At 52.0% G+C, this 25,524-nt stretch carries 22 protein-coding genes; 14 read left to right on the top strand and 8 right to left on the bottom strand.

The annotated features are described in order from the left end of the window. Positions 1 to 352 precede the first annotated feature (352 nt). Positions 353 to 3,064, bottom strand: coding sequence for a phospholipase D-like domain-containing anti-phage protein (locus tag MLD66_RS06215; protein ID WP_247216086.1), 2,712 nt, complete (start codon positions 3,062 to 3,064; stop codon positions 353 to 355). 199 nt (positions 3,065 to 3,263) lie between these two features. On the opposite strand from MLD66_RS06215, the gene MLD66_RS06210 reads away from it, so the two are divergent. Together MLD66_RS06210 and MLD66_RS06205 are read left to right on the top strand one after the other, a co-directional pair. After that, positions 3,264 to 3,500, top strand: coding sequence for a DUF433 domain-containing protein (locus MLD66_RS06210; protein WP_247216084.1), 237 nt, complete (start codon positions 3,264 to 3,266; stop codon positions 3,498 to 3,500). Further along, the gene (locus MLD66_RS06205; protein WP_247216083.1) at positions 3,497 to 3,865 is read left to right on the top strand and encodes a DUF5615 family PIN-like protein; all 369 of its coding nucleotides are present in this window, start codon (positions 3,497 to 3,499) and stop codon (positions 3,863 to 3,865) included. Before MLD66_RS06210 ends, MLD66_RS06205 begins: the two co-directional genes overlap by 4 nt. A 5-nt stretch (positions 3,866 to 3,870) precedes the next feature. On the opposite strand, the gene MLD66_RS06200 is transcribed toward MLD66_RS06205, so the two are convergent. The 3 genes from MLD66_RS06200 to ndhL form a co-directional block, all read right to left on the bottom strand. After that, positions 3,871 to 4,266 (bottom strand): hypothetical protein, encoded by a 396-nt coding sequence (locus MLD66_RS06200; protein WP_247216081.1) that lies wholly within the window; start codon positions 4,264 to 4,266, stop codon positions 3,871 to 3,873. Between the two features lie 318 nt (positions 4,267 to 4,584). Next, positions 4,585 to 7,794, bottom strand: a complete 3,210-nt coding sequence (locus tag MLD66_RS06195; RefSeq protein WP_247216079.1) for a CHAT domain-containing protein — start codon at positions 7,792 to 7,794, stop codon at positions 4,585 to 4,587. Between the two features lie 554 nt (positions 7,795 to 8,348). Then, positions 8,349 to 8,558, bottom strand: coding sequence for an NAD(P)H-quinone oxidoreductase subunit L (gene ndhL, locus MLD66_RS06190; RefSeq protein ID WP_247216077.1), 210 nt, complete (start codon positions 8,556 to 8,558; stop codon positions 8,349 to 8,351). Positions 8,559 to 8,617: 59 nt separating this feature from the next. Between ndhL and MLD66_RS06185 the strand changes: the two genes are divergently transcribed. Beyond that, positions 8,618 to 9,922 (top strand): hypothetical protein, encoded by a 1,305-nt coding sequence (locus MLD66_RS06185; protein ID WP_247216075.1) that lies wholly within the window; start codon positions 8,618 to 8,620, stop codon positions 9,920 to 9,922. Between the two features lie 66 nt (positions 9,923 to 9,988). Beyond that, positions 9,989 to 10,873 (top strand): DMT family transporter, encoded by an 885-nt coding sequence (locus MLD66_RS06180; protein ID WP_247216073.1) that lies wholly within the window; start codon positions 9,989 to 9,991, stop codon positions 10,871 to 10,873. A 140-nt stretch (positions 10,874 to 11,013) separates the two neighbouring features. On the opposite strand, the gene MLD66_RS06175 is transcribed toward MLD66_RS06180, so the two are convergent. From MLD66_RS06175 to MLD66_RS06160, 4 genes are read right to left on the bottom strand one after another with little or no spacing between them, the layout of a single operon-like run. Then, entirely contained in the window at positions 11,014 to 11,448 is a 435-nt protein-coding gene (locus MLD66_RS06175) for a DUF29 family protein (RefSeq protein WP_247216071.1), read from the bottom strand. Between the two features lie 57 nt (positions 11,449 to 11,505). Further along, positions 11,506 to 13,023 carry a serine/threonine-protein kinase gene (locus MLD66_RS06170; RefSeq protein ID WP_247216069.1) on the bottom strand — a complete coding sequence of 506 codons (1,518 nt, stop codon included), beginning with the start codon at positions 13,021 to 13,023 and terminating at the stop codon, positions 11,506 to 11,508. A gap of 46 nt (positions 13,024 to 13,069) precedes the next feature. Beyond that, complete coding sequence (locus MLD66_RS06165) at positions 13,070 to 14,116, bottom strand: adenylate/guanylate cyclase domain-containing protein (RefSeq protein ID WP_247219002.1); 1,047 nt, start codon at positions 14,114 to 14,116, stop codon at positions 13,070 to 13,072. 19 nt (positions 14,117 to 14,135) lie between these two features. Beyond that, complete coding sequence (locus tag MLD66_RS06160) at positions 14,136 to 15,269, bottom strand: hypothetical protein (RefSeq protein WP_247216067.1); 1,134 nt, start codon at positions 15,267 to 15,269, stop codon at positions 14,136 to 14,138. Between the two features lie 115 nt (positions 15,270 to 15,384). Between MLD66_RS06160 and MLD66_RS06155 the strand changes: the two genes are divergently transcribed. From MLD66_RS06155 to pstC, 10 genes are all read left to right on the top strand, one after another. Further along, positions 15,385 to 15,801 carry a hypothetical protein gene (locus MLD66_RS06155; RefSeq protein ID WP_247216065.1) on the top strand — a complete coding sequence of 139 codons (417 nt, stop codon included), beginning with the start codon at positions 15,385 to 15,387 and terminating at the stop codon, positions 15,799 to 15,801. Next, complete coding sequence (locus MLD66_RS06150) at positions 15,801 to 16,493, top strand: HAD-IA family hydrolase (protein ID WP_247216063.1); 693 nt, start codon at positions 15,801 to 15,803, stop codon at positions 16,491 to 16,493. Before MLD66_RS06155 ends, MLD66_RS06150 begins: the two co-directional genes overlap by 1 nt. Positions 16,494 to 16,935: 442 nt before the next feature. Continuing rightward, on the top strand, positions 16,936 to 19,125 hold the full coding sequence (locus MLD66_RS06145) for a PBP1A family penicillin-binding protein (protein WP_247216061.1): 2,190 nt from the start codon (positions 16,936 to 16,938) through the stop codon (positions 19,123 to 19,125). A 101-nt stretch (positions 19,126 to 19,226) separates the two neighbouring features. After that, positions 19,227 to 19,763 (top strand): DnaJ domain-containing protein, encoded by a 537-nt coding sequence (locus MLD66_RS14500; RefSeq protein WP_281438419.1) that lies wholly within the window; start codon positions 19,227 to 19,229, stop codon positions 19,761 to 19,763. A gap of 4 nt (positions 19,764 to 19,767) precedes the next feature. Beyond that, complete coding sequence (locus tag MLD66_RS06135) at positions 19,768 to 20,745, top strand: hypothetical protein (protein WP_247216059.1); 978 nt, start codon at positions 19,768 to 19,770, stop codon at positions 20,743 to 20,745. A gap of 519 nt (positions 20,746 to 21,264) precedes the next feature. Beyond that, positions 21,265 to 21,606 (top strand): hypothetical protein, encoded by a 342-nt coding sequence (locus MLD66_RS06130; protein WP_247216057.1) that lies wholly within the window; start codon positions 21,265 to 21,267, stop codon positions 21,604 to 21,606. A gap of 370 nt (positions 21,607 to 21,976) precedes the next feature. After that, on the top strand, positions 21,977 to 22,246 hold the full coding sequence (locus tag MLD66_RS06125) for a DUF5340 domain-containing protein (protein WP_247216055.1): 270 nt from the start codon (positions 21,977 to 21,979) through the stop codon (positions 22,244 to 22,246). Between the two features lie 134 nt (positions 22,247 to 22,380). Continuing rightward, a complete protein-coding gene (locus MLD66_RS06120; RefSeq protein ID WP_247216054.1) occupies positions 22,381 to 23,364 on the top strand; it encodes a PstS family phosphate ABC transporter substrate-binding protein in 984 nt (327 codons plus the stop codon). An 83-nt stretch (positions 23,365 to 23,447) separates the two neighbouring features. Continuing rightward, a complete protein-coding gene (locus tag MLD66_RS06115) occupies positions 23,448 to 24,398 on the top strand; it encodes a transposase (protein WP_247214935.1) in 951 nt (316 codons plus the stop codon). A gap of 161 nt (positions 24,399 to 24,559) precedes the next feature. After that, a complete protein-coding gene (pstC, locus tag MLD66_RS06110; protein ID WP_247216051.1) occupies positions 24,560 to 25,513 on the top strand; it encodes a phosphate ABC transporter permease subunit PstC in 954 nt (317 codons plus the stop codon). Positions 25,514 to 25,524: the final 11 nt, after the last annotated feature.

Below are 25,524 nucleotides of genomic sequence, written 5' to 3'. Positions count from 1 at the left end.
AACCAGAGTTCCTAACTGATGAGGATTCATAGTTAGGGAAGTCGAGCTGGCGGATGGCCTGGTGGAGGTGGTGGGGCTGGACTTCCAGGTAGCCTTGCAGGACATCCAGACTGCGGTGCCCACTAATTTCCTGGATGACCCGGAGGGGTATAGCTAAGCATACAAAGGTTGACATGATATGGGTCGCTGGGCGTAGCCCCACATTGGTTTCCCATAGCTTGCGTGGCGTAGCCATGAATTTTAAGGCGACAACCTTAACCTACCTAGCTATAAATACCCGGTCTGATTAGAAAATCTCATCGCTACCCTCAGCCAAACCTCTAAGTAAAAGATCAACATTTCCTAGGAAGGGTTACCATCCCTCCGACAGCCGTTCCACAATATCTCGGCGGGACAATACCTTTTCGCAGGTTTCCCATTTGGAACCTTTGGGTTCTACGGTGCTGGCATAGCGCAAATCGAAAGCATTGGCACGCTTCTTTCGTTCTGTAAACTCTTGTAATTTAGTCTCTAGGGTTTCAATATCTTCAATCCATTCATCTTCGATGGTATCGGGTAGGGAACCAAACAAGTCGTAACGGTCTTTCATCCGCTGGGAAAGCACCTCATATACCTTTTCGTCGCGGGTGCCGTGGTACACGAGGTTGAGCATATCCACCCGCTCACGGGTTTGTCCAAAGCGCTTGATCCGTCCGATGCGTTGCTCCAGGCGGGAGGGGTTCCAGGGCAGATCGACATTGATCAACGTACCCAAGGTTTGCAGGTTCAGCCCTTCACAGGCGGCATCGGTGGCGACCACCAACCGAATGGTGCGCTCGCGCACGGCTTTTTTGATGTCTTCTCGCTCGACACTACGCCATTCCCCCGCAAAAAACAAACCGGATTTGCCAACACCGGCATAGAGGGCGACACTTTCCTGGGGCAGACGCTCGGTCAGGCTAGTTGCGACCCAATGGGCAGTGTCAAAATACTGACTGAAAATAATGCACCCTAAATTCAACCAGTGCCGTTCTTGGAGAAAATAGAGGACGGCATCGAGTTTGGGATCGGTGTTTTTTTGGCTCAAAGTGTTAACAATGCGTTCCAAATGGGTGCATTCTGCCTCCAAAATCTCTGGGCGATTGTCTAACAACCAGGTATCTTCTTCTTCCTCCTCAAAAAAATGCCGTTTTTCCAGCAGTCTCTGAGCCGTAGATAGGCCGCTGGCAATACTGGAGCAAATCCGGCTTTGCATCATGGTTTTCATAAACCCAGCAGATTGGGTACGCTGGCGCAAGGCTGTGGCAAAATCTTGGGCGGCTTCATAGGCGACATCAAATTCAGGAGAGGTGAGCAATCCTAGTCCAGAGAACATGGGCAATTGTTCTCCCTCGCTCGGCCAGATGTCAACCGCAATCCGCTCCAGCAAACCCAATTCCTCCAGCGTGGCACGTTTACGCAGTACGGTATGGCGAAGAATGGGGTTATGTCGTTGGAAAAAACTCAGTCCTTGCCGACGCTCTGCTAAGGCATCTTGCAGTTCTTGACGGGTAAAGTCTTCTAATTCTGTTAGGGGTTTATCTGTAAAGAATTGATTGTTTGAGAGTTTCAGGTCACTGCGGATGTGGTCAAACAGGGGATCATCAACGGACGGCGGCAGGGGATTGCGGAGCAAGTTCCAGGCAAAGTATTCATCGGTAACTGCTTGTTGTCCTGTCAAGATGGGCAGGATCCTTTGCGTCTGCTGCCACAACTGCTGATGCCGTCGTCCCAACACATGCTCGGCACCGCTGTTGAGCACTCCCAGCAGATCCCACAGTTCCTCAACATGGGTTTGGATGGGGGTAGCTGTACCCAAAAGGACGTGCTTGGACTGGGTGGCCGCTCTATCCATAAACTTCAAAAGGTTGTTGGGTTGCGGCTCTTTTACCGTGACTCCGCGACTACAACGAGCACGATGAGCTTCATCCAACACAATAGTCCCAAAGCGTCGCTCCAAAAGGAATTGGGCTTCGGGGGCGTTGTGAACGATCAAACCTGTGGAAACAATGCCGATTTGATAGGGGCAACGGCCAATATCTTCAGCTCCCTTGGTTTTAATAATATGACCGTTGGCATCTTGCCATACCTTGCGGTTAGAAAGCCAAACAGCCGAGGGAATGCCCAGCTTATCTTTAAGTTCCACTTGCCACTGCTGACAGAGGGTAGCCGGACAAAGAATCAGAGCCGGGCCATCTGCCAAAAGGCACGCCACCATGGCCGCAACCCCTAAAGACAAGGTTTTACCCAGCCCCACCTCATCTGCCAGAATGAGTCGCACTACACCATACAACTCTCGGTGTTCGAGGAACATTTCCACAAACGATTGTTGCCACGGTTTAAGAACTTCACCCCGACGATAGAGAGGTGCTTCTACCATTGCGGCTCTGGGAACATCAAGGGGCTGTAAATCTCCCAGAGATACCTCCACTTTGCGGGAGAGTCGCCCTACCTCTTCCACAATCGCTTCAGGCAGAGGAACACTCCGTTCCCACAGATACTGAAACTCTGCCTCCACCCAAGCGACCCCCTCCGGCGACTGGTCTTCCCAGACAATTTCATAGTGTTCTTGCCATCCCTGTCGGGTTTCGTTGAGGCTACCGATAAAAGCGGATTTGGTGCCGTCCCTCGCCTCAATCACACCTGCTTTGCCGTGGAGAAAGGGGGCATCTACGGCTGAAACCACTCGCACTTCGACTTTGCCGCTTTTGAGAATCTCATAGAGTTGACGGTAGCGGGGACGTTGCAACAGGCTGGTGATTAATTCTCCGGTTTCTTGGTTCCATTTTTCTTTGAGTGCCATTTCACGGGTTTGTCGAGAAGCCTTACCAATGGCAATATCGTGGGGGTCTAAGTCACTGTTACAGACAATTTGCACCTGTTCCAGATGAGCAATTTCTTCAGTAACTAATTCAAAAATGGAAGAGCGAAAATAACCGGCAATGCGCTTATAGGTTCGTGCCTTTGCCAAACGGTCTTTGAGAAAGACATGACTGAGGCGTTGTTGGCGGGAACTGAAACGGTGCAGAAAAGCAGTGCTGGACATGGCTATAGATCAGGGAAAATTAGCGATAACTCTTTCAGTTGAGCTTCATTTAGACCAAGTTCTGGCATAGCAACATTCCCATTAATCAGTTAACTGTATTATAACTGGAATAATTTGCCCAAAAGCTAAGGATTATCAAAGGAAACTTTTTGGCACTTTGAGTTTCTAGTATATTAAACAAAGACAGCACGCAAAGCAAATGTATCCAGTCCACTTATCCCGAATTACCTTCGACCCAGCCGTGATGGGTGGTAAGCCCTGTATTAGAGGCTTACGGGTTACGGTTGGAACAATTGTCGGGCTGATAGCGGCAGGGCATTCTCCAGAGGACATCTTAAAAGCCTATCCTTATTTGGAATTGGAGGATATTTATGAAGCTTTGGCTTATGCGGCATGGCGGGCTGAGGAAGTAGAATTGCCTCTCATTGTACGATGAAAATTTTAGTGGATATGAACTTATCCCCTGATTGGATTCAAATGTTTGCTGACCAGAACATAGAGGCTCTACATTGGTCAAGTGTAGGAGATCCAAGGGCAAGTGATTCCACAATTTTGCAATGGGCAAAAGAGCAGGGGTATGTAGTTTTTACCAATGATCTGGATTTTGGAGCAATCTTAGCAGCAACTCAAGCAAATGCCCCTAGTGTTATTCAACTGAGAACCCAAGACCTATTGCCAAACAAAATAGGCACTGTGGTGATAGAAGCATTGCGAGAATTTCAGGACTACTTGGAAAGTGGTGCTTTGATGAGCATAGATTATCTCAACTCTAGGGTGCGCATTCTCCCTATTCAGAAGTGAACTCTTTACCCCAAGCGTTCATTTCTAATGAGGGCAAGCAATATCCCAGCGGCTGAAGCCTCTTCGGGAAAGCGCTGTTTTCGTTTCTGAGTAATGTATTGACAAAACACCATTAAATCTTCCCGGCGATGGTGATAATCCGGCACCAAATCCCGCAGGTGCGCCATCACTTCATCGCTATCCACTTCTTCAATTTCAAAACGTTTTTGTTCGTAATTGGGAATTAACTTGGCGATGACGTTTCTTTGTTTAGAAACAATCCAACTGGGGGCGAGGGGCACCATCCAGCCGGTATGGGGGCAGCGGGTTTCTAAGCAATACAAATAGGCTTTGGCGCGGTTGCCCTGTTCGTCGTGTTCGATGCCCAGGGCCGTAATTTCCCGATCCACCGCGGCGCTCACGCCTAATCCTCAGAATAGCACATCCTTCTAGGGGCACAACGCTCAGTAGCTTTGTTTAGGATTCCACGATTTTAGATATGGTTATTCTACATAGAAAAAGACACTTTTTAGGTACTCTTAAATTTTGCATTCCTTTGGTGTAAAAAGGTTTGATTTCCACAAAAAATCTTTCATTATACAGGGGCAGTGTCCCGCATGCAACTCATGTTCTGGACTCAGTTAGGGTTACTTTGTGCCTTCACCACGGACATATTGCCAGGATAAGCTCCCCTTTGACACTGAGCTGAGTGCCGCCCAATTAGCATTCTCAAAATTTGACTAAGGACTCATCCCCCGCCAATCTCCGACGGGAATCATCCCTGACCAGTATTTGGGATGGGCATAATTCGGGCTTCTCAGCATGGTCAATTGGGCTTGCCGCAGGGCTTCCCCCCTGCCTTCCCCTTTGCTCAGCCGCTGGTAATAGTTCACCATCAAGTCTTTGGTCGCTTCGTCATCCACCCGCCACAGGGTCATCACTTGGGACTGCGCCCCTGCTAATGTAAACGCCCGCCGCAATCCGTACACCCCTTCCCCACTCTGCACATCCCCCAATCCCGTCTCACAGGCGGATAACACAACCAACTGGGTGCCCCGCAAGTCCATGCCGGTGATTTCTAAAGCGGTCAACACCCCGTCGTCTCCGCCCCCCTGCCGCACGTTGAACCCGGAAAAGGCTAACCCGGAGCGCAACAGTGGGTTCTCATTCGGTAAATTCCGACTGCCATCCTTGGCTTGGGTGGTGGGGGCAGATTTGAGGAAAAAGCCGTGGGTCGCCAGGTGCAATATCCGGGGGTTGCTACTGGTTTTTACTACCGCTTCTGTTGCCTGGGCTTGGGTAAACAACCGGCTATTAGGAAGTAACTTGGTAATGGTTTCCCCTTCAATAGCGGTGCCAGGTAAGGCACCAAATTTCAAGGTAGTCAAATCAACAGAACGTAAATTACCTCGGTCGGCACTGGCAATTTGCACTGGATTACTGCCGGGTTTGTCAAAAACGGGATCGGCGACAATCAAGGGGGGATTGGCTTTGGGAGCGGTACTCTGCAAGCGCAGTAAATCCCGCCCGGAAGTCAGGTAGGTAATTAAATAGTTTTCAACGAGGTATCGGTTTTTTTCGTCCACTAAGGCGGCGAAGGACACCAGGTTGAGTTGACCGTCGGGGGCGATAAGCAGATGGTTAACATTGTTACCCACCCATTGCCGCACGGGTGCCATGATTTTGGCATCAAGATTCCGCAATGGCTCACGGGGAAGCCTAGGATCACGGATCACATTGTAGTACTGGCTCACCAAGGCATCTATCTCACTGGCACTGCCTAAATCCGCAAACCGGGGTTCACCCGTAGCGGTGAGAACATAGACCGCATAGCGGGGGGAACCCCAACGTTGACCTTGGGGTGCTTTGGGATTGAAGGGTTGGTACTCGATAAACTCGACCAAAGCGGCATTGGCAGGGATGGCTTTTTGAACGGCTTCCAGGGTGACTTTTTGAGTGGTTTGGGCAAAGGCGCTACTGCTCCGGTTGAGTTCCGCTTCAATTTGTTCCGCTTGGGTGTTCAAAAGTTGCAATTGCTGACGTTGCTGGTCGGTGGGGTTGGGGTTGAAGGCGATTTGAGCGACTTGAGTGCGCAGGGCGGACAGGCGGGTGAGCCGTTCCTGGTCAGCAGGGCTGAGTTGTTGGCGCAAGCGATTCAAGTTTTGGCTGAGGGCATCGAGTACCCGTCCTTTGCGGCGCAGAATCGTGGTCAGAGCCAGACGAGCCGCTTGGGGGTTGGTGGGAGCAAATTGCAGGTGAAACGAAATGGCTGCATGAGTTGAGCCAGAAAAGGTCTTGAGGTACGCACGTTTGTCCTCTTCCGAGCCGATGACCAAGTTTTGTGCCAGGTTGGTTTCTTCAATGTCTAACGCCCGTGCCAAACGGATCAAGGCTGGTTCTGTTTGATTTTGGCTCCAATACAACCCCGCCAAGTTGTTGAGGGACCTAGCCACATCCGGGTGGTTGGCACCCAGGGCTTGTTCCCAAATCGCCAAACTGCGCTGGTACAACGGTTCCGCCTTACTGTATTGCCCTTGGGCTTCATACAACACCGCCAAGTTGTTGAGGGACACAGCCACATCCGGGTGGTTGGCACCCAGGGCTTGTTCCCAAATCGCCAAACTGCGCTGGACCAACGGTTCCGCCTTACTGTATTGCCCTTGCCGTTGGTACAAATTCGCCAAGTTGTTGAGGGCAGTAGCTACATTGGGGTGGTTGGCACCCAGGGCTTGTTCCAAAATCGCTAAACTGCGCTGGTACAACGGTTCCGCCTTACTGTATTGCCCTTGGGAGCGATACAACGCCGCCAAGTTGTTGAGGGACGCAGCCACATCCGGGTGGTTGGCACCCAGGGCTTGTTCCCTGATCGCCAAACTGCGCTGGTACAACGGTTCCGCCTTACTGTATTGCCCTTGGGCTTCATACAACACCGCCAAGTTGTTGAGGGATGATGCCACATCCGGGTGGTTGGCACCCAGGGCTTGTTCCCAAATCGCCAAACTGCGCTGGTACAACGGTTCCGCCTTACTGTATTGCCCTTGGGAGCGATACAACCCCGCCAAGTTGTTGAGGGCAGTAGCTACATTGGGGTGGTTGGCACCCAGGGCTTGTTCCAAAATCGCCAAACTGCGCTGGTACAACGGTTCCGCCTTACTGTATTGCCCTTGGGAGCGATACAACCCCGCCAAGTTGTTGAGGGCAGTAGCTACATTGGGGTGGTTGGCACCCAGGGCTTGTTCCCAAATCGCCAAACTGCGCTGGTACAACGGTTCCGCCTTACTGTATTGCCCTTGGGCTTCATACAACCCCGCCAAGTTGTTGAGGGCAGTAGCTACATCCGGGTGGTTGGCACCCAGGGCTTGTTCCCAAATCGCCAAACTGCGCTGGACCAACGGTTCCGCCTTACTGTATTGCCCTTGGGAGCGATACAACACCGCCAAGTTGTTGAGGGACACAGCCACATCCGGGTGGTTGGCACCCAGGGCTTGTTCCCTGATCGCCAAACTGCGCTGGTACAACGGTTCCGCCTTACTGTATTGCCCTTGGGAGCGATACAACCCCGCCAAGTTGTGGAGGGACACAGCCACATCCGGGTGGTTGGCACCCAGGGCTTGTTCCAAAATCGCCAAACTGCGCTGGTACAACGGTTCCGCCTTACTGTATTGCCCTTGGGCTTCATACAAAAACGCCAAGTTGTTGAGGGCAGTAGCTACATCCGGGTGGTTGGCACCCAGGGCTTGTTCCCTTATCGCCAAACTGCGCTGAAATGACTCCAGAGCTTGAGCATATTGAGCTTTTCGATATTGTTCCATTCCCAATTCATTTAGCCGGTCAGCTTCTTGCAGTGCAAATGATTGTGCCAACACGGGTTGGGACGGATATATGCCCACCGGCACCCCCACTAAAACACTCGCCGCCAACGCCCACCCTACAAAATGCTTGCCCTTCATCGTTCGCTGTTCCTTGATAACTTGCCCTTATTCTATACTTCAGGTTCCCAGACAGGGGGTGAGGTCAGTTCACATTGACCTGTGCGTTCTATCACAGTCGGGCAGAGCATTCCTCAAAATTCACTCGATTACCAACCCAGGCATTGGGAGAACGGCTCCCAAATAGTTAAACAATGCAGTTCTTCGCTAGTAAAATGTGGTGTAGCCATAAGCCTTTATCACATACAGTCTATTTATCAATTAAAGGATACAAAAAGCCTCCATCATTCTCAAGGCTCAGAATAATTGACTCACGGCAAGTGGGGTTCAACTGTATCCCATAAGCACTTAAAAGACTGTACCTAAAGGGCACTTCTAAAAATGGGTCGCAGGGGCACCGCCCCCGTATTTGGTTCTGCGGAATTTCCGTTCGTTAATCAAGTAGGATTGCTATAGCGGTTCTCACTGAATTGAAAACGCAATGTGCAGGGGTACCCGCTAACGTTAATCCAATCGGATAGCTATATGTTCTGGAGCGGTAGTAAGGGCGTAATTCCCCTACTGTAACCATGCCCTTAAGGCAAAGAACGGGGCTGATTCCGAAAATTGAGCAGGGGCCCCCATAGCAGTAAGCCCGGGAAAAAGAAAAATACGAGAAAATACATAAACGCCCGCTCCAAGGAACTGGCCACATACCAGCGTTTGTTGAGATAGAAATAAGTTGCTAGGGGGAATACCATTAAATAAGCAACAGCCAAACCACCATACAAAATTAGGACATCCATCGCTTTACCCCGCCATGATGTGCGTATTTAAGTTTTATCTTAATACCTGCGTGGGCGCAATGCTGATTTGGGCCACCACCGCCCCACCCCTCCAGGGACAACCCCAACCCCTGGCCACCCAAGCCGCCCGTCAGGAGCAACTAGCACGGGAACGGCAACGCGTGCAACCCCAGCACTACGACCGCCGCCGTTACCCCCTCACGCCAGACTGGGAAACCCATTGGCGGCGACTCCTGTGGGCAACCGCTTTGCAACAACCCCAACACCCCGATGTCTTCCAGGCATTGCGTGACATTTTGGGACGTTCCCAGGCGCAACATCCCACTCCCACCGAAACCAAAATCATTACCCAAGCCCTGCAAGTCAGTAATTTGTACATCCGGCAGTATCCGGCGACCCGTCCCCAACTCCAAGCCAGTTTGACACAGGTGGTACAGACCAGCCCCCATCCCCGGTGGGTAGCCCTGGCGTTGAATGCCCTCGTTCGCAGTGGTAGCCTCACCCCGGCGCAGACCAGCCAATGGCTCACCCAAACTCGCCAGCGGTTTCCCCAGCCTCCTGACTTGTTGGCAATCGTACTCCAAGAACTGGCGCAAACGCCGTTACCCCTGCCGCCCCTATCGGAACTCTTGGCCTGGCAAGCCCAACCCGGCGAGATGCAACTTTATGTATTTTGTCGCACCAATCGCTGGCAACCCTGTACCTTCATTGTCAAAGATTACCAGGGGGAATTTTATCGGGAAGGGGGGCAATTGTGGTCACGGCAACTCCTGTTGCAATCGGTGTATGGGTTGGATTGGGCGTTTACCTACGGCCAGACCCCCCAGGGTTTGCAACGGGTCGCAGGCGTTACGGCCACCCGTCCGGGGGAGCTATTTCGTGCCTATGGGCAGTTTCCCCTGGTGAAATTATTTTTACCGTTAGAGGCGGGAGCGCCGGAGTTTTTCCCTGGGGAACCAGCTCCGAGCCTGACTGCTTACCAGGAACGATTGCCCCCCAGTTGGCGGGATTATGCTCCTCTGCACCAGAGTTACTATGCGGGGCGGTTGGGGCGGGGGTTACTGCGGATTCATGGCACGGGGGATGCGCCGGAATTGTTCACCCGGCCGGCGGGGGTGGAGCACCAATGGAACCCGGCTTTGGGGTGTTTGACCGCCCTGGAATTGTACACGCCCCAAGGGGAATTGCACCAGGGGGATATGGGGGACATTCTGCGGGTGTTGGATCAAGCAAGCGGGGGCACCCTTTTGGGCTATCTGCTGGTGGTGGAACTGCCGGACTCGGTGCCGATGACTGCCGGTACGGGGTGGTTGGAGGCTTATTTGGAGGGGTTAGAGGAACTGCCAGGGCGTGCCCGCCCCTAGCTTTATTTACATTTGTTTACAATAGGGTTACAGAGGGTTACAATCACGCAATCGGCGGGGTCATTTGTGGTCTGGCGGGGGGAATGGGCGGCACTGGGGGCGGCGTTTCTGTGGGCTGGGGTGTCCCGGATTTATGCCCGGTGGGGGAAGGTGTTTCCGCCCCTGTTGTTGAATTGGTTGAAGGGAATTTTGGCGTTGGGGATGTTTGCCCTCACCTTGGCATGGCGGGGGGAATGGTGGCCGCCGGTGGGGGGGTGGCCGCTGCTGGGCTTGGCGTTGAGTGGCATTTTGGGGATTGGGGTGGGGGATACGGCGTTTTTTGCGGCTTTGAATTCCCTGGGGGTGCAACGGACGCTCCTGATGGATACCCTGTCGCCCATGTTGGTGACGCTGTTGGCCTGGGTGACCCTGGGGGAAGATATTCAATTGGTGCAATTGGGGGGCATGGTGCTGACGGTGACGGGGGTGGCGGTGGTGGTGACGGAACGCCCGGTGAGTGTGCGGGAGCGGTTTCACCTGTGGCCGGGGCTGGGGTGGGGGGGAATTTTTGCCCTGTCCCAGGCGGCGGGGGTGGTGCTGTCCCGCTGGGCATTGGTGGATTCTCCGGTCACGCCCCTGTGGAGTACGACGATTCGCCTGTCGGCGGGGGTGTTGGCGCTGGGCTTGGGGGTGACTCGCCCGGTGTGTCGTCCGGGTTGGCGGGCAATTGTTCAGCAACCGAGTTGGCTGTGGGGTTTGGCGGGAACGGCGTTTTTGAGTACCTATGTGGGGATTTGGTTGCAACAAACGGCCTTGAAATGGGCACCGGCGGGGATTGCCCAAACCCTGAGCAGTACCAGTCCCCTGTTTGCCCTGCTGTTAGCGTACTGGGCGGGGGAACGGGTGAGCAGGCGGGCTTGGTTGGGGGTGGCGGTGGCGTTAATGGGTTGTTGGTGCCTGTTTCAGGTGTAGATGGAATATCAACAAATATGGCAATCACACTGGCATTGTGAGTAAAAAAACAAGGGTCGCAGGGCAGTGCCCCGTACTTGGTTCTCGGTAAGCTAGTTATTCCCATAGACCAGAAGCAAGTGCAACACTTTTGAGATTTTTCAAAGGGACTGGGCATGGTTGATTAAGTTCATGGCTTGGTCAATGATGAGATTTTTATCTACTAAGGCTGACAATTGTTCGTAGTCATACTTGCCATCCGCTACCTCTAGGGATGCCTGATCGATTGCATCATTAAATACTTCTTGAAGAATGTTTAGCAGTTCCTCTTTCGTGAGGTAATATCCCCCGGCTTTACGGCGTTTATTTTTGCGATTGATTTGTCTGACACAATTGCGGATGGAGACATCCCAAGACTTAGTCGTATGTTGTTCTATTTGTTGCTTGATGAGATGTAATAGGAGTATCACAGCGTAACTAGCAATGGTGCTAATTTTATCGTCTTTGCTCATTTCTTCCATCTCATCCACAAGGGTTAGGGCTGCGGTGATGTCCCCTGCGAGCAGGTAGTTTTTCAAGGTCATCAGTTCTTCCATGAAAACCCATTGAAACCAACTATGTTCACTTTAGCAGGGCAGTTTAATGCCATAAACTTAGGACATTTGCACCTGTTGGGACAGGCGGGCGATGATCTGGGGTTTGAGCCGTTCGTATTCCCGGCGGAGCAGGTCTTTACTCAAGTCTGGGGCGGCGGCGAGGCGGGAAATTTGTCCTTGGTCAGCCCATTCCTGAAGCAGAGGGCGTTGGCCGGTGGCGATGGACACTTCCAGGCGATGGCGAAATTTCCCCGGTTCCTCCAGGCTAAACAGCAGGAGATAGTAATGACCGATTTCCCCCAGATAGCGGCAGAGTTCCTGACCCTCTGGGCGTTTCAAGTCTAAGTAACAGGGGAGCCAGCGGGGGTCCTGTTTGACCTGGTACAGGGCGGTGATCCACAGCACCATTGGGTGGGGGGAGGAGATGAAGAGAAATTGGTTGTAACAGCGGTTCAGCACCCGTTGGTTAATTTCATCCTGGGGTAACATCGCCCACAGGCTGGGGATTTGGGCGGTACCGACGGGAATCAGCTTGGGAAAGACAATTTTTTGAACCGGTTTATCCGGCGGCCAACTGAGCAAATCCCAGGCATCCACACTGCGCTCTAAACTGGGGCCGGTGGACACCTGGGGATGGTAGGTCTGGTCGGATGGGGGGGTAGGGCTGACTTTGGCGCGGAGGCTTTGTTCCACCCGGTCCAACCCCTGGATGACTTCCCCCATGTTGGCGGGGCGGTCCTGGGGGTCCTTGGCGAGACAATGCTGGATCAGGCGTTCCAGTTCCGGGTTGGGGGGCAGTTTGGGGTTGATGGACTGGAGGGAGGGGGGAGCCTGCATGTGGTGCGCCCGGTACCAGGCACCGATGGATTCGATGGGGGCTTGGATGGGCACCTGCCCCGTCAGCATCTCAAACATCATCACCCCCAGGCTATAGATGTCCGAGCGTTGATCCAGACTGCGGCCTTCCAGTTGCTCCGGGGAACAGTAGGCCAAGGTGCCGGTGAAATGGGACGTTTGGTTGCTCTCCGGGTTTTCATTGACAAATTTGGCAATCCCAAAGTCTAGGATTTTCGCCAGCATCCCCAGCCCCGGGTCCCTGACCACAAAAATATTGCTGGGCTTAATATCCCGATGCACCACACTCCAAATCTGTCCGTCCACTTCAATCCCCTGGTGGGCGGCCTGCAAACCCCGGGCAATCTGTTGCGCTAGGGGCAAAAACTGCTCTATGGTCAAGGGCTGGACATCAATCATTTCCCGCAGGCTTTCCCCTTGCAGATACTCCATCACATAAAAGGGCAGTTCCGTCTCGTCCACCCCGTAGTCCATCACCCGGACAATGTGAATGCTTTTATTCCCCAAAAGGGCGCAGGCCCGAGCCTCACTGGCGAACCGCTCCTTGCCCTTCTCATCCATCAGGGCTTGGGAGAGGAATTTTACCGCCACCGCCACCCCGCCCAGCACCGTATCGGCCGCCTGGTACACCTTACCCATACTGCCCCGACCGACAATGGCCTGTAACTTATACCGTTTGGCCAATAACCGACCGATCCAGGGGTCTTGTACCTTTGTCACGCCTGTCCCCCCATCTGCCCCATGACTCAGTCCCTCTCCCTTTATCCTACACAAAGCGACGGCTATCAGAGAGGGGATTTTGGGTGGGGGGTTCGGCAAAGCCGTAGCTGTGCAAAAATTCCTGCAAATCCCCATAGGTACTGCCCCAAACCGGCAGAGGCTCCGGTGCATATTTCAAGGTGGTCTGCCCAGGGGTGAGCCAAGCCGCCAAACTGCCCGCCTCCAGATGGCTATGGGTAGTGTCGCCCACCAGCAGGTCAAAGCCCAGGGTACGGGTCGCCGCTTCCAACTGAAACGCCAAATTCACCGTATCCCCAATCGCCGTGTATTCGGGACGGTGACCACTGCCCGTATTGCCCACCATCGCAAACCCCGTATTGATCCCAGTACCCATCCGCAAAGGAAAGGGTAAAGGGTACTGCAAATGTAAATTAGCGGTGGTTTTTTGGATCGCCAGCACCGCCTTGAGAATCCGCAGGAGGTCGTAGGGGTGGGGGGTGTTTTGGGGGTGGAGCCAGACCGCCATCACCGCATCGCCAATGTACTTATCTACCCGGGAGCCGTAGCGTTGCAAAATATCCCCCGCCTGGCGAAACCAGGTGCCCACCACCTGCGCCAAAAGTTCCTCCGGCACCTGCCGCACTAGGGGGGTAAAGTCCCGCAAATCCATCACCACCACCGTAATCAAACAGCGCACCTTCATCTGGGAGGTGACCCGGTCCCACTCGGCGACCAACTCCGGTTTCAGGGGCAAACTCACCCGTGACCCGTCATAGGTAAATTGCAGACGGGTTTCCCCAAACATCAGGTCATCCCGGTGGTGCAGACGGACTGGCACCGTCACCCGCCGTCCATTCACAAACGTGCCATTGCGACTCCCCAAATCAATCACATAAAATTCATCCACTTCCAGGCGTTGGATCAGGGCGTGCATCCGGGAAATCCAGGGATTATTCAGGACAATCGCCGCCCGGTCACTCCGCCCCACCGTCCAGGTTCCCCCCCCGACCAAGCTGAAGGTCTCCGCCGGTTTGCCCGCCGGGGAGAGGCGCACCAACTGGGCTGAGGGAGCCGTTGCAATCACCGTATGCACCGCCAAGGCAGTTCATTAGTTATTCATCCTTCTTAATTAAAATATAAGTCCGGGTGTATTCGGGTAAACGGCGGTTGTAGGCAAAAAATTCCTGACGGCTGGGGAAAATCCCCGCCAGGTAATCCAACTGCGCCAAATTGGGCAAAAAAGCACCCCCCGTATCGGCAATCGCCCCCAGCATCCACTGCCCCGGCGCCCGTTCCAGCAGGACGATCCGCCCCAGCCCCACATTCCACACATCCCCGGCGAAGGTCACCCCCGGACGGATGGCGATTTTGTTGCCAATCTCACTGCCATAGCCCCGGATGGCATTCACCTCCCGGAAGTACCAGTAGCGTTTTTGCTCCCAGGGGTCAACCCCCCGCACAAAGGCAATGCCATTATTCCGATCCACGTTGAAATAACTGGTACTGCGGTCGGGAAATTGGATTAAAATTGTACCTTGTAATAATGCCTCTTCCAGCCCCGTCCGGGTCAGATAAGCCAGGGGTGTGACTTTCCCCGCATCGGGCTGACCAGGGGCATAGGCACCCGCCAAGACCTCCTGCTTGGTGTATTTTTTGTAAAACTCTGACCCCGCCTCTGCGTCATTAATGCTGTACAACGCATGGACATAATCCCCCTGGGGTTGCCGGGTACCCGCATGGCGAAACACGGCATATTTCGTGAGCCGCAATTCGGGAACAGTGCCGCCTTCAGGACGATGCGCCCGCCAGCCCCAGACCCGGAAGTGACTGCGAATAAAGTCGGGATTCTGTAACCGGATCGGCTGGGCTTGGGTCAGGTCGTGCAGGAGTACCTCGATCATAAAATCCAAGGTACGGGTCACATCCGCCACCTCTACCCCCAGCGCCCCCAACACCCCTGGGCGTTGGATCACCGCATCCCGCTGTTCCTGTTCCCGAAAATAGCGGCGGGTATTGATCAACACAATCAACAGTTCCTGTGGGTCAAAGGTGACCTGCCCCGCTGGCAGGGGTTGCTCCTGGAAAATCTGCTGGGGATTCACCCGGTACTGGCTTTTGCCAAATTCATCCACCACCAGGTAGTCGCTGTTGGCTTGAGCAGGATACCCACCCAGCCCCAGCATCCCCGCCAGCAGGAACGCCCCAAGGGTTGGGCGAAAAAGGCATGAACCTCGGGGTGGTATCATGAAATTTGCCTGTACAGTGTCCTAAATCGGGCGAGTATATTTTACCCCAATTTGATAACAGTGGACATTTCCGGTTTCTCTTGGTATAGTGCCGTCACTGGGCTATGTGGTATTTATGCTCTCCCCCGTGTCTCCCATTTCCCGTGTGGTGGCGGAGGTGGTGCCCCTGTTGGTGCGCTACCGTTATGAACCCGATGAGACACAGGCGACGTTGATTGCCCAGGCTTGGGCGGAGCAATATCCGGCGGAATGGCTGCGGCTGGCGGTGGTGGAAACCCTCTATCAAGCCCGCTACAAAACCATTTCCGTGGAACAGGTGTTGAATCTTTGGCAACGGCAGGGTCGTCCCCATCTCCACTATTCCGGGGATTTTGAACGGTTGGTGAGCCGCTCCCCCGCCCCACGCTTGAGCAGTCCTTTACCCCGGGTACTGCCCCGTTCCCCCTTGCCCCTCCTCCCGGCGGCGGTGACGGAACCCCAGTACCAGCGATTGCGTACCCTGGCGCAGGTGCAGACGGTGCGGGAATCCTGATGGGACAACCGGGAGCCATCTTCCTGGATGCGGTGGGAACCCTGTTTGACGTGCGGGGTTCGGTGGGGGACATCTACAGCGCATGTGCCCAGCGGGTGGGGGTCATCGTGCCGCCAGCGGACTTGCAACGGGCATTCCAGCAGTGTTTTGCCAGTGCCCCGCCCCCAGCCTTTCCCGGAGTTGCCCCCGAGGACATTCCCCAGGCGGAGTATGACTATTGGTATCGGATCACCCAGCAAACCTTTGCCCAGGCGGGGGGATTGGCGGAACTTGGGGATTTTGCCGCCTTTTTCCCCCAGGTCTATGAAACTTTTGCCACCGCCGACCCCTGGGAATTGTACCCGGATGTCCTGCCGGTTTTACAGCACTGGCACGGGCAGGGGATTCCCCTGGGGGTGATTTCTAATTTTGATGGTCGTTTGTATGATGTGCTAAAGGCGTTGGGGTTAAGGCCCTGGTTCCGCACCGTGACCATTTCCAGCCGGGTGGGAGCCGCCAAACCCCAGGGGGAGATTTTTCAGTCCGCCTGGCACGCCCAAGGGCAACCCGAACCCCCCATCTGGCACATTGGGGACAGTTGGACGGCGGATGTGTTGGGAGCCAGGGCGATGGGTTGGCGGGGGATTCACCTGTGCCGAACCGGGGGAACCCCCATGCCGGACCGGGTGACGAGCTTAACCGACCTCATCTAGGGATTTAATCAATTGTTGGTTAATACTTGGGTTGCGGTTTGGTGCTGGAAAATTGCTGTATGCCTACAGGATACAAGCTATAGCTAAGCATACAAAGGTTGACATGATATGGGTCGCTGGGCGTAGCCCCACATTGGTTTTCCAGAATCTTAAGGCGACAACCTTAACCTACCTAGCTATAACGTTAGGGCATCTCTATAGCAATCCTAAATGAGTTTAGAACAGCGGTCGCAGGGGGGCACCCCGCCCTTGGTTCTGGAGAATTTCTGTTTGCAAATCAAGTAGGATTGTTATACATCTTGATTCAGTTTTGCAACATTCATTATTTCCATCATCCTGACATCCCCGGCGGGAACTTTTCAAGGGTGCCAGCCAACAGAGAAACCAGCCTACCCAGCGGTCAAACTCGCTACAATAGCCTCTATTCATGGGTTAACGTCCTATGGCACATCCCTCCCGCTTGGGGTTGAGTCAACTGATCCAAACCTTTTATGCGGGTAAAGCCGCCCTGAAACCCCAGGCACGGGTGCCCCGATTGTACATTTATTACCCGGATCGCCCCCAACCGGAAGTGGTGCCTTTGGTGGGGGAACGGTATTTTATCGGGCGCAGTACCCGCAACTGTGATATTCCCGTGCGTTCCGATTTGGTCAGCCAGGTGCATGGGTTACTGCAACGGCGGGGACGGGGGTATGTGTTGCTGGATCAAAAATCCACCAATGGCATTTACCGGGGTCGCCGCCCGATTCAACAACGCACGCTCCGACATGGGGATCAGTTCACCCTAGGACCGCCGGAATTGGCGGAGGTGGTACGGTTGGTCTATGTGCATCCCCCCCGTTGGTATGTGCGGGCGTTGGGCTATGGACTGTGGGGGGCGGGGATGGGGCTGGCGCTGGCGGTGGGTTGGGTGGCGGTGGAATGGCAAAAATTCGATGTCACTCCCCTGCCGAGTGGCGCCCAGGCACCCTTAATGATTTTATCCGGCGATGGGCAAACCCCCCTGCGCTCCCCCTGGAATCATGATCACCAGGAATTAGCCCGCTTGGAGGACTTTTCCCCCTACCTGCCCAAGGCGGTGATCGCTTCGGAAGATAGCCGCTTTTATTGGCATCCGGGGGTTGACCCGGTGGGGGTGGTGCGGGCATTGGGCATCAACCTGCTCAGCGGCGGGGTGCGGGAAGGGGCGAGTACCATTACCCAGCAGGTGGCACGCAGTCTGTTCCGGGAATACGTGGGAACGGAGGATTCCGCTGGTCGTAAACTGCGGGAAATGGTGGTGGCGCTGAAACTCGAAGCCCATTATGATAAAAAAACCATTCTAACAGTGTACTTAAATAAGGTGTACTTGGGGGTGGCGGGCTACGGGTTTGAGGATGCGGCGCAATTTTATTTTGGGAAATCGGCTCGGGATGTAACTTTGGCGGAGGCGGCGACCTTGGTGGGGATGCTCCCGGCACCCAATCGGTTCAACCCGGTCAAGGACTACGACACGGCTTTGGGGTTACGCAACCGGGTGATTGACCGGATGGAAGCCCAGGGGATGATTACGGCGATGGAGGCGAAACGGGCACGGCGTTCCCGGATTGAGATTAGCCCCCAGGCGACCCGGAATTTACAGAGCACCATTGCCCCTTACTTCTACGACACGGTGCTGGCGGAACTGGAGTCCCTCTTGGGCAAACGCTTGGCGGCGGAAGGTAATTTTATCATTGACACCGCCTTGGATGTCCGTATGCAAAAACGGGCGGAAGACCACCTGGCGCGCTTTGTCACCACCTACGGGGCAACCTACGGCTTTGACCAGGGTGCATTAGTCACCCTGGATGCCCGCACCGGTGCCGTGAAAGCACTAGTAGGCGGTAAAAATTACCAACAAAGTCAGTTCAATCGCATTACCCAAGCCCGCCGACAACCGGGTTCTGTGTTCAAGGTCTTTGTCTATGGGGCGGCGCTGGAGCAGGGGATTTCCCCAAGCACCACCTATGAATGTACGCCGTTGGTGTGGCAGGGGGTGTCCTTTGCGGGGTGTCGTTCCGGCAGTGCGCCCTTGGATTTGACCCAGGGGTTAGCCCTTTCGGAAAATGTGGTGGCGTTGCGGCTGGCGCAGCAGGTGGGGTTGGCGGCGGTGGTGCAGTGGGCAAGACGGCTGGGGATTGAGTCGCCTTTACAACCTGTCCCCGGTTTGGTGTTAGGACAAAGCGAAGTCACCCCTTGGGAATTGACCGGAGCCTTTACCGCCTTGGCGAATCAGGGGGTGAAACACCGACCCCATGCGATTATCCGTATCCGGGATAGCAGTGATTGTACCGACATGAACCGCCCGGAAACCTGCCGAGAAATTTATCGCAGTCCTGCCGGGGAACCGGTCATAGCGCCGGAACTAGCGGCTACCTTAACCAGTATGTTGCAAACGGCGGTGGCAAGTGGGACGGGGCGGGCGGCGTTTTTGGGGCGGGGGGAAGCGGGCAAAACCGGCACCACCAATGAGGCACGGGATATGTGGTTTGTGGGGTATCTGCCGGGGGAATGGGTCACGGGCGTATGGCTGGGAAATGATAAGAATCAACCGACCCAGGGGAGTAGTGGTCTAGCCGCCCAATTGTGGGGGGAATATATGGGTGGGGTGTAATGATAATTGCTTTCTAAGATACAAAAAAGTCGCATGGGTGGATGTTTGAGACGTGCTACTATGGCGGATATTAATTAAGGATTTGTGGGTACTAAAGTAGTATGGCTGTTACGAAACTTAACACTTTAATCACACAAAAAATCAATGACCTAGCAGGTCGATCTTTAGATGTTGCTGACCTTGAGCAGTTTGCCTTGTTCGTCATTGAAAATCATAAAAAGAAAGACCCGAAACCTAAGCCGTTAACATTAACCCAATTGAAAGAGGCGATTTATCAGTATTTTGAAGTTAACGACACTACAGAATTAAAGCGTTCTGGTTCTTTTAAGATGGCGACTGACGGGATGGATTTGAATTTATCCCAAAAGGAATCTTGGGAAAGGATGTATCGTAAATTTATTGGTATTTTACCAGGAGAGGATGGAGAAAAAGGACCAGACTGTATCAACGGAATCAATATATTCAAGTATTTTCATCCTTGGCGAGTGTTCGGTCTTGACCCCAAAGTAGCAACCAAAGATGACATCAAAAGGGCATATCGAGAGCTTCAGAAAAAGTATCATCCAGATATGGGTGGCGATCCCCGTATCTCTGAGCGTTTGACCATCATGTACAAGAGTATCTGCGCTGAGCCATAACGATATGCCTGCTAAATCCAAATTCACAATCAAAGCCGATGACTTGGCAAAAGCCTTGGAAATAACCCTAGAAAGGCTGTATGAGATCATTGATATTTTTGACGCTGACCCCGATGATGAGTGGGACTTGAAAGAAGGGGATCATTTTGTTTGGTTGTCCAAAAGTGCCAAAACACGGCTGTTTTCAGAAATAGGTGCGTATGCCATAGCAAAGTACCTGGATGCCCATACCCAGTCTTCTATTTGGGCACGAATTAAAGAGTTTATTACTCGCCACAAAGAAAGATTACGCAATAGCTTTATTAGTCAAAAGGTAATTGACAATTCTAGCAGTTTGACCCGCCGGAATAATCGGTGGTTTGTTTCTAGGAAAGAAACAATTGCCATTTTGTGTACCAGCCCTGCCCGCTTTAATAAGGCATTTGAAGACCTTCAGAGAACTATTCGTCCACTGACACTGGGTGAAGATTTTGATGATTTTGAAGGCGAATGGTATTATTCACTTTCAGGATTTGAAAGGATTGCACGTGCCTTAGGGCAAGAATTAAAAGCAAAGGATCGCAGGGAATGGTGTAAAGCGGCAGAAATTGTTGCGCCGAAAACTCTACTTGCGCTTGCTCATAAAATTGAACTGCGAGATAACGCTATTAGAAAAGCAATGGAAAGAGCTAGGAGACGGGATAAAGACACATGTCAAATTACGGGGCAGAAACCGGCTCCACACAATCCGATTAACATGACCGTGCATCATATTTATTCCAAAGAGCATTTCCCTGATTTAGCAGAGAGTATGGATAACCTGATTACCCTCACCGAGCCAGTTCACAAGGAATTTCACTGCTGGAATGGTGGCTTTGATAAACCTTGTACCATTGACGATCTAATCAATTTTGTTCAGAATATGTACCCCGAAAAAGTAGAAGCTCAGATCAAATTAAATAAGATAAAATCTGTGTTAGGTCACCACACACCCAAAACTTAGTTTTCTACAGCAATCTCACCGGAATTGTGAGTAAAATTTTTAGCCTTGAATCATCTCCAATCCCATCGCCTGCGTGGTGTAACCATATAACTTGATGTTAATGAGCTAAGATTCCTAATCCCATCTATAGAAATCCTATTCAATTAACGAATAAAAATTCTTTAAAACCAAGGACGGGGGCGGTGCCCCTGCGACCCCTATGCCATTCTTATTTAGGATTTCTATACTTACAAAAAATAGCTTCCAGCGCCCTTCCCATGCAATTATTGTTTCAATCCCTAATCAGATGACTATAGCAATCCTACTTGATTAGTGAACAGAGATTTCCCAGAACCAAGGACGGGGGCGGTGCCCCTGCGACCCCTATGCCATTCTCATTTAGGACTGCTGTATAGTTGGGATAGGGCAAGGAAATCCGCAGATTCTTTAGGGGTTAGGCACCATTTTTGATCGCTTATTTCATATAAGTAGGTTATAATGACAGAGTAGCGATTAGCAGGGCAAATGCGAGCATACTCAATGGAGTTGCGCCAAAAGATATTGGCTGTGTACAACGAATCAAAATTGACATTTGAGCAACTCGCAGAACGGTTTCATGTGAGTACTTCTTTTGTACAAAAATTAGTCTATCAGATGAAGCGGGAGGGTTCGATTGCCCCCAAACCCCGGCGAGGTCGTATTTCCCGTTGGCAAACACAACATTATGAAGCTTTGCAGAACCTAGTCAAAGAGTACCCCAATGCCACCTTGGTTGAGTATAAAAAGCTTTTTTCAGAGAGAACCGGGATGGTCACCAGTACCCCCACCTTATGTCGAAAACTCAAGAAGTTAAAGGATAGCCCTCAGAAGCAACCGGGTTGAGATTGCGACGCAGGTGCCCGCCAGGAAACTAACAGTCCCGTTTTGATAACTTCCGACCAAGAACCTGAGCGGGAATCTTTAATTAATTATCTAGTGGATACCTTTATATTATTACCACCACTGGAAGATTATTTCGCTAAAACGTTTATATTATCAAGAACCAAGACGGGGGCTACGCCCCTGCGACCCCTATGCCATTTTCATCGAGGATTGCTATATTATCAAGAACTATAGATGGGGGCAGTGCCCCTGCGACCTATTTTTAGAAGTGCCCTAATTAAAGAAACTTATCAGCCTCCAGGCCGGGGAGTCGGAAATCATTTGGTCTAAAAAGCGGTTAAAATTGAAAATGCGGTTTCCCAAGGACACCATGAAATCTGTTGTTTTACCAGCTCCAATTCATTACGAACTCCTCATGCAACTTCTGGAACGGCATACCCAAAGTGCCCTCGACCATTACCCCAGCCAACGCCAACAATTGCAAGACCTGCTCGCCACCCTCCGCAAAGCCACCCTGCAACAGGAATATCTGGAAGCCGAATGCCGCCGTGCCGGTTTTAACATCGAATACCGTTGGTCAATCCATCACAGCGAACCCCCAGCCCTAGATACCCCAAATGGTAGATGGGATTCCCATTAAGATACGGTTAAGAATGGATTAAAAATCCACAAAATAGGCATTTTCCCTTGACAAGGCGTATTTTTTTGGAACAATAGAGGGGGGATAAATGCCCAGTGATGTATTGCTCCTAAAGTTAGGGGAGGATTGAAATCATGCGTACGACTCACAAGTTTTTTGCCCTTACTGCCGTTGCCGCCCTGACGGCTGGTTTGGCTGGTGCGGGTCAGGTGATCGCCCAAAATCGGCCGGTAGTGAAGGTGGATGGCTCCAGTACCGTGTTCCCGGTTACGGAAGCGGTGGCGGAAGAATTCCAAAAGGCCAAAAAAGGCCAGGTGCAGGTAACCGTGGGGGTTTCCGGTACCGGCGGTGGCTTCAAAAAGTTCTGTAATGGGGAAACCGACATTTCCAATGCTTCCCGTCCCATCCTGATGAAAGAGATGGAAATCTGCCGGAGCAAAAATATTTCCTACGTGGAACTCCCCGTGGCCTTTGATGCCTTGAGCGTGGTGGTCAACCCCCGGAACGACTGGGTTAAACAGATGACTGTGGCTGAATTGAAGACCATGTGGGAACCGGCGGCACAGGGGAAAATTAGAACTTGGAATCAGGTAAATCCTGCCTGGCCGAACCGTCCCCTGAAGTTGTTTGGAGCCGGTACGGATTCCGGGACGTTTGACTACTTCACCGAGGCAATTGTGGGTAAATCCAAGTCCAGCCGGGGGGACTTTACCGCCAGTGAAGATGACAACGTGCTGGTGCAAGGGGTCGCTACCGATCAGAATGCCCTGGGCTTCTTTGGGTTTGCCTACTACGAAGAAAACAAAAAGCGGTTGAAGGCGGTACCCATCGTCAATGCCCAAGGAAGAGCGGTGGCTCCTTCCCGCAAATCGGTGGAAGATGGCTCCTACAACCCCTTATCTCGTCCCATTTTCATCTATGTGAACTCTGAAGCTCTCAAGCGCCCTGAAGTGCGAGAATTTGTGGAATTTTACCAGCGTCAGGCCAGCAAATTGGTACCGCCCACGGGTTACGTTCCCTTACCCAGTAAGGCCTATGCGGCTAACCTGGAGAACATCCGTCGTGGGAAAACCGGAACCGTGTTTGGTGGACAGAACAAAGTGGGTATGACCCAGTAGTGTTGAATGTTAACGAAAGGGTGGAAAAGGGAGACTAAAAATGGTATTTTAGATTGGTAGAAACCACGAGTAACAGTATTTTTATGAGACGACAAATTCAGGGACTTATCAAGCCCTTGCTGAACCTTCTTCCCAAAAACGACTATCCAGTCTTGGATACTCGCTTGTTTGTACTCATATGGATGCACTTCATTTTAGATGCAAGAGTCGCCACCATGCGGGGCTTATTCTTCCTCTTGAATCATCTCAATTTTAAAGTTGACATATCAACGTTTTCTAAGGCGTGTAAACATCGTAGCACCGAGCCGTTTCAAGTGATCCTAAGAGAACTGCAAAAACGGCTTAAACATCATCAAGGTGAATTTAAGCACTTATTCCCATTAGATTCTACCATTATCACCCTGACCAGCAAATTATTCTGGCACTACAAGCAGGTAAAATTGACGCTTGGCCTGGATATAAATGAGGGCAATATCGGTGACGAATCAATTATATTTGGAAAGACTAATGACCATAAAATTGGGCATCTTGTGATTGGGACGATACCTGAGAATGCCGTTGGTATCATGGATAGGGGTTTTGCTTCCTGGAAATTAATGGACGAAATGTGTAAACGAAATACATTGTTTATTGTGCGGATTAGAAATAATATGAAGTTGCAACCTGACAATCCGGATATTCGGGTAATTCAATTTTTTAATGAAGAGGAAAACACAGAATATAGGCTAGCGACTAACGTGACTTCGATGACGGATGAAGAGATTTGTTCAGCCTATCGTTTGCGCTGGCGAATTGAGTTGCTTTGGAAGGCACTAAAGATGCACTTGAAATTGGATAGAATCATTACCAAGAATGAGAATGGTGTGCGGCTACAGATTTATGCCGTATTGATTGGTTATCTAATTTTAAGATTGCTGGAGATAGGTCACAATAAGACCTATGAATTGATTGACAAGTTGCGATATTTACAAATAGAAATAGGCCGACACTGTAGCTTCATGGAACTCGTAGGGGTAGAGCCGCTCGTAGGATAACCCTGACCCCTTATGTTAAGTTTTATTACGGACATTCAACACTACTGGGTATGACCATTGACGAATTGATGAAGTTGGAGCGGGTCAACTAGGGTTATGATGCGGGGGGAGGGGGTTTACTTTCCCCCCAATTTTGTACTTACTTGAGGAGTTTGCTACCCATGACAGCCAGTCACGATTCCAACTTTGCCGCTTATGAAGCCCAGCGATTTCGCAGTAAGTGGATGAACCTGATCATGCGAAACCTGACATGGGCATTCGCTTATTTTTCGATCATCATCACGGTGGGGATCACTCTGATTCTGGTTGCCGAAAGTTTTTTCTTTTTCGATAAATTAGCCAAGCAGGGGGTATCCTGGACGCAGATTTTCACTGCAACTGAATGGACGCCCTTGTTTGAGCCGCCTAAGTTTGGGGTGATTGTGGTCATCATGGGCACATTAATGACCACAGTGATTGCCATGATTGTGGCTTTACCTGTCGGGTTAATGAGTGCCATTTTCCTGAGTGAGTATGCCCCGCCGAAGTTGCGTGCCGTCCTAAAGCCCATTTTGGAAATTCTGGCGGGTGTGCCGACGGTGGTCTATGGATTTTTTGCCCTTTTGGTGATTACACCGATTTTGCAACGGATTATTCCAGGGGGGGATTCGGTGATTGCCGGTCTGAATGCCTTGAGTGCCGGTTTTGTGATGGGGATCATGATTATTCCCCTGGTGGCTTCCCTGAGTGAAGATGCCATTTATGCGGTGCCGAATTTATTGCGGGAAGGTTCCTATGCGCTGGGGGCAACCAAGTTTGAAACGACCGTAAGCGTGGTTATTCCCTCGGCACTTTCCGGGATTGTGTCGGCATTTATTCTGGCGGTGTCCCGGGGGGTGGGAGAAACAATGATTGTGTCTTTGGCGGCGGGGCAAAGTCCCATTTTGAATTTCAATCCTCTGGACTCGGTTATGACCATCACAGCGTTTATTGTGCAGGTCAGTCTAGGGGACACACCGACGAATTCTTTGGCATTCTATACCATTTTCTTTGCTGGGTTTGTGTTGTTCTTAATGACGTTGATTTTGAACATTTTGGCGGATTGGTTTGTGCGCCGCTATCGGTTGATGTATTAGGGGTGGAGGGT

The sequence above is a fragment of the Synechococcus sp. C9 genome (assembly GCF_022984075.1).
In the GTDB taxonomy this organism is placed as follows: domain Bacteria; phylum Cyanobacteriota; class Cyanobacteriia; order Gloeomargaritales; family Gloeomargaritaceae; genus Gloeomargarita.
Note: the sequence above shows the minus strand (reverse complement) of the source record. Positions and strands in the feature narration are given on the sequence as shown.

Excerpts from the sequence above, each read along its gene's own strand:
- ndhL (WP_247216077.1), bottom strand. The coding sequence starts at position 8,558 with ATGGATGTCCTAATTTTGTATGGTGGTTTGGCTGTTGCTTATTTAATG.
- MLD66_RS06135 (WP_247216059.1), top strand. The coding sequence starts at position 19,768 with ATGCCTGCTAAATCCAAATTCACAATCAAAGCCGATGACTTGGCAAAA.
- MLD66_RS06155 (WP_247216065.1), top strand. The coding sequence starts at position 15,385 with ATGCTCTCCCCCGTGTCTCCCATTTCCCGTGTGGTGGCGGAGGTGGTG.
- MLD66_RS06125 (WP_247216055.1), top strand. The coding sequence starts at position 21,977 with ATGAAATCTGTTGTTTTACCAGCTCCAATTCATTACGAACTCCTCATG.
- MLD66_RS06205 (WP_247216083.1), top strand. The coding sequence starts at position 3,497 with ATGAAAATTTTAGTGGATATGAACTTATCCCCTGATTGGATTCAAATG.
- MLD66_RS06145 (WP_247216061.1), top strand. The coding sequence starts at position 16,936 with ATGGCACATCCCTCCCGCTTGGGGTTGAGTCAACTGATCCAAACCTTT.
- pstC (WP_247216051.1), top strand. The coding sequence starts at position 24,560 with ATGACAGCCAGTCACGATTCCAACTTTGCCGCTTATGAAGCCCAGCGA.
- MLD66_RS06210 (WP_247216084.1), top strand. The coding sequence starts at position 3,264 with ATGTATCCAGTCCACTTATCCCGAATTACCTTCGACCCAGCCGTGATG.
- MLD66_RS06130 (WP_247216057.1), top strand. The coding sequence starts at position 21,265 with ATGGAGTTGCGCCAAAAGATATTGGCTGTGTACAACGAATCAAAATTG.
- MLD66_RS06185 (WP_247216075.1), top strand. The coding sequence starts at position 8,618 with ATGCTGATTTGGGCCACCACCGCCCCACCCCTCCAGGGACAACCCCAA.
- MLD66_RS06175 (WP_247216071.1), bottom strand. The coding sequence starts at position 11,448 with ATGGAAGAACTGATGACCTTGAAAAACTACCTGCTCGCAGGGGACATC.
- MLD66_RS06195 (WP_247216079.1), bottom strand. The coding sequence starts at position 7,794 with ATGAAGGGCAAGCATTTTGTAGGGTGGGCGTTGGCGGCGAGTGTTTTA.
- MLD66_RS06160 (WP_247216067.1), bottom strand. The coding sequence starts at position 15,269 with ATGATACCACCCCGAGGTTCATGCCTTTTTCGCCCAACCCTTGGGGCG.
- MLD66_RS14500 (WP_281438419.1), top strand. The coding sequence starts at position 19,227 with ATGGCTGTTACGAAACTTAACACTTTAATCACACAAAAAATCAATGAC.
- MLD66_RS06115 (WP_247214935.1), top strand. The coding sequence starts at position 23,448 with ATGAGACGACAAATTCAGGGACTTATCAAGCCCTTGCTGAACCTTCTT.
- MLD66_RS06150 (WP_247216063.1), top strand. The coding sequence starts at position 15,801 with ATGGGACAACCGGGAGCCATCTTCCTGGATGCGGTGGGAACCCTGTTT.
- MLD66_RS06120 (WP_247216054.1), top strand. The coding sequence starts at position 22,381 with ATGCGTACGACTCACAAGTTTTTTGCCCTTACTGCCGTTGCCGCCCTG.
- MLD66_RS06215 (WP_247216086.1), bottom strand. The coding sequence starts at position 3,064 with ATGTCCAGCACTGCTTTTCTGCACCGTTTCAGTTCCCGCCAACAACGC.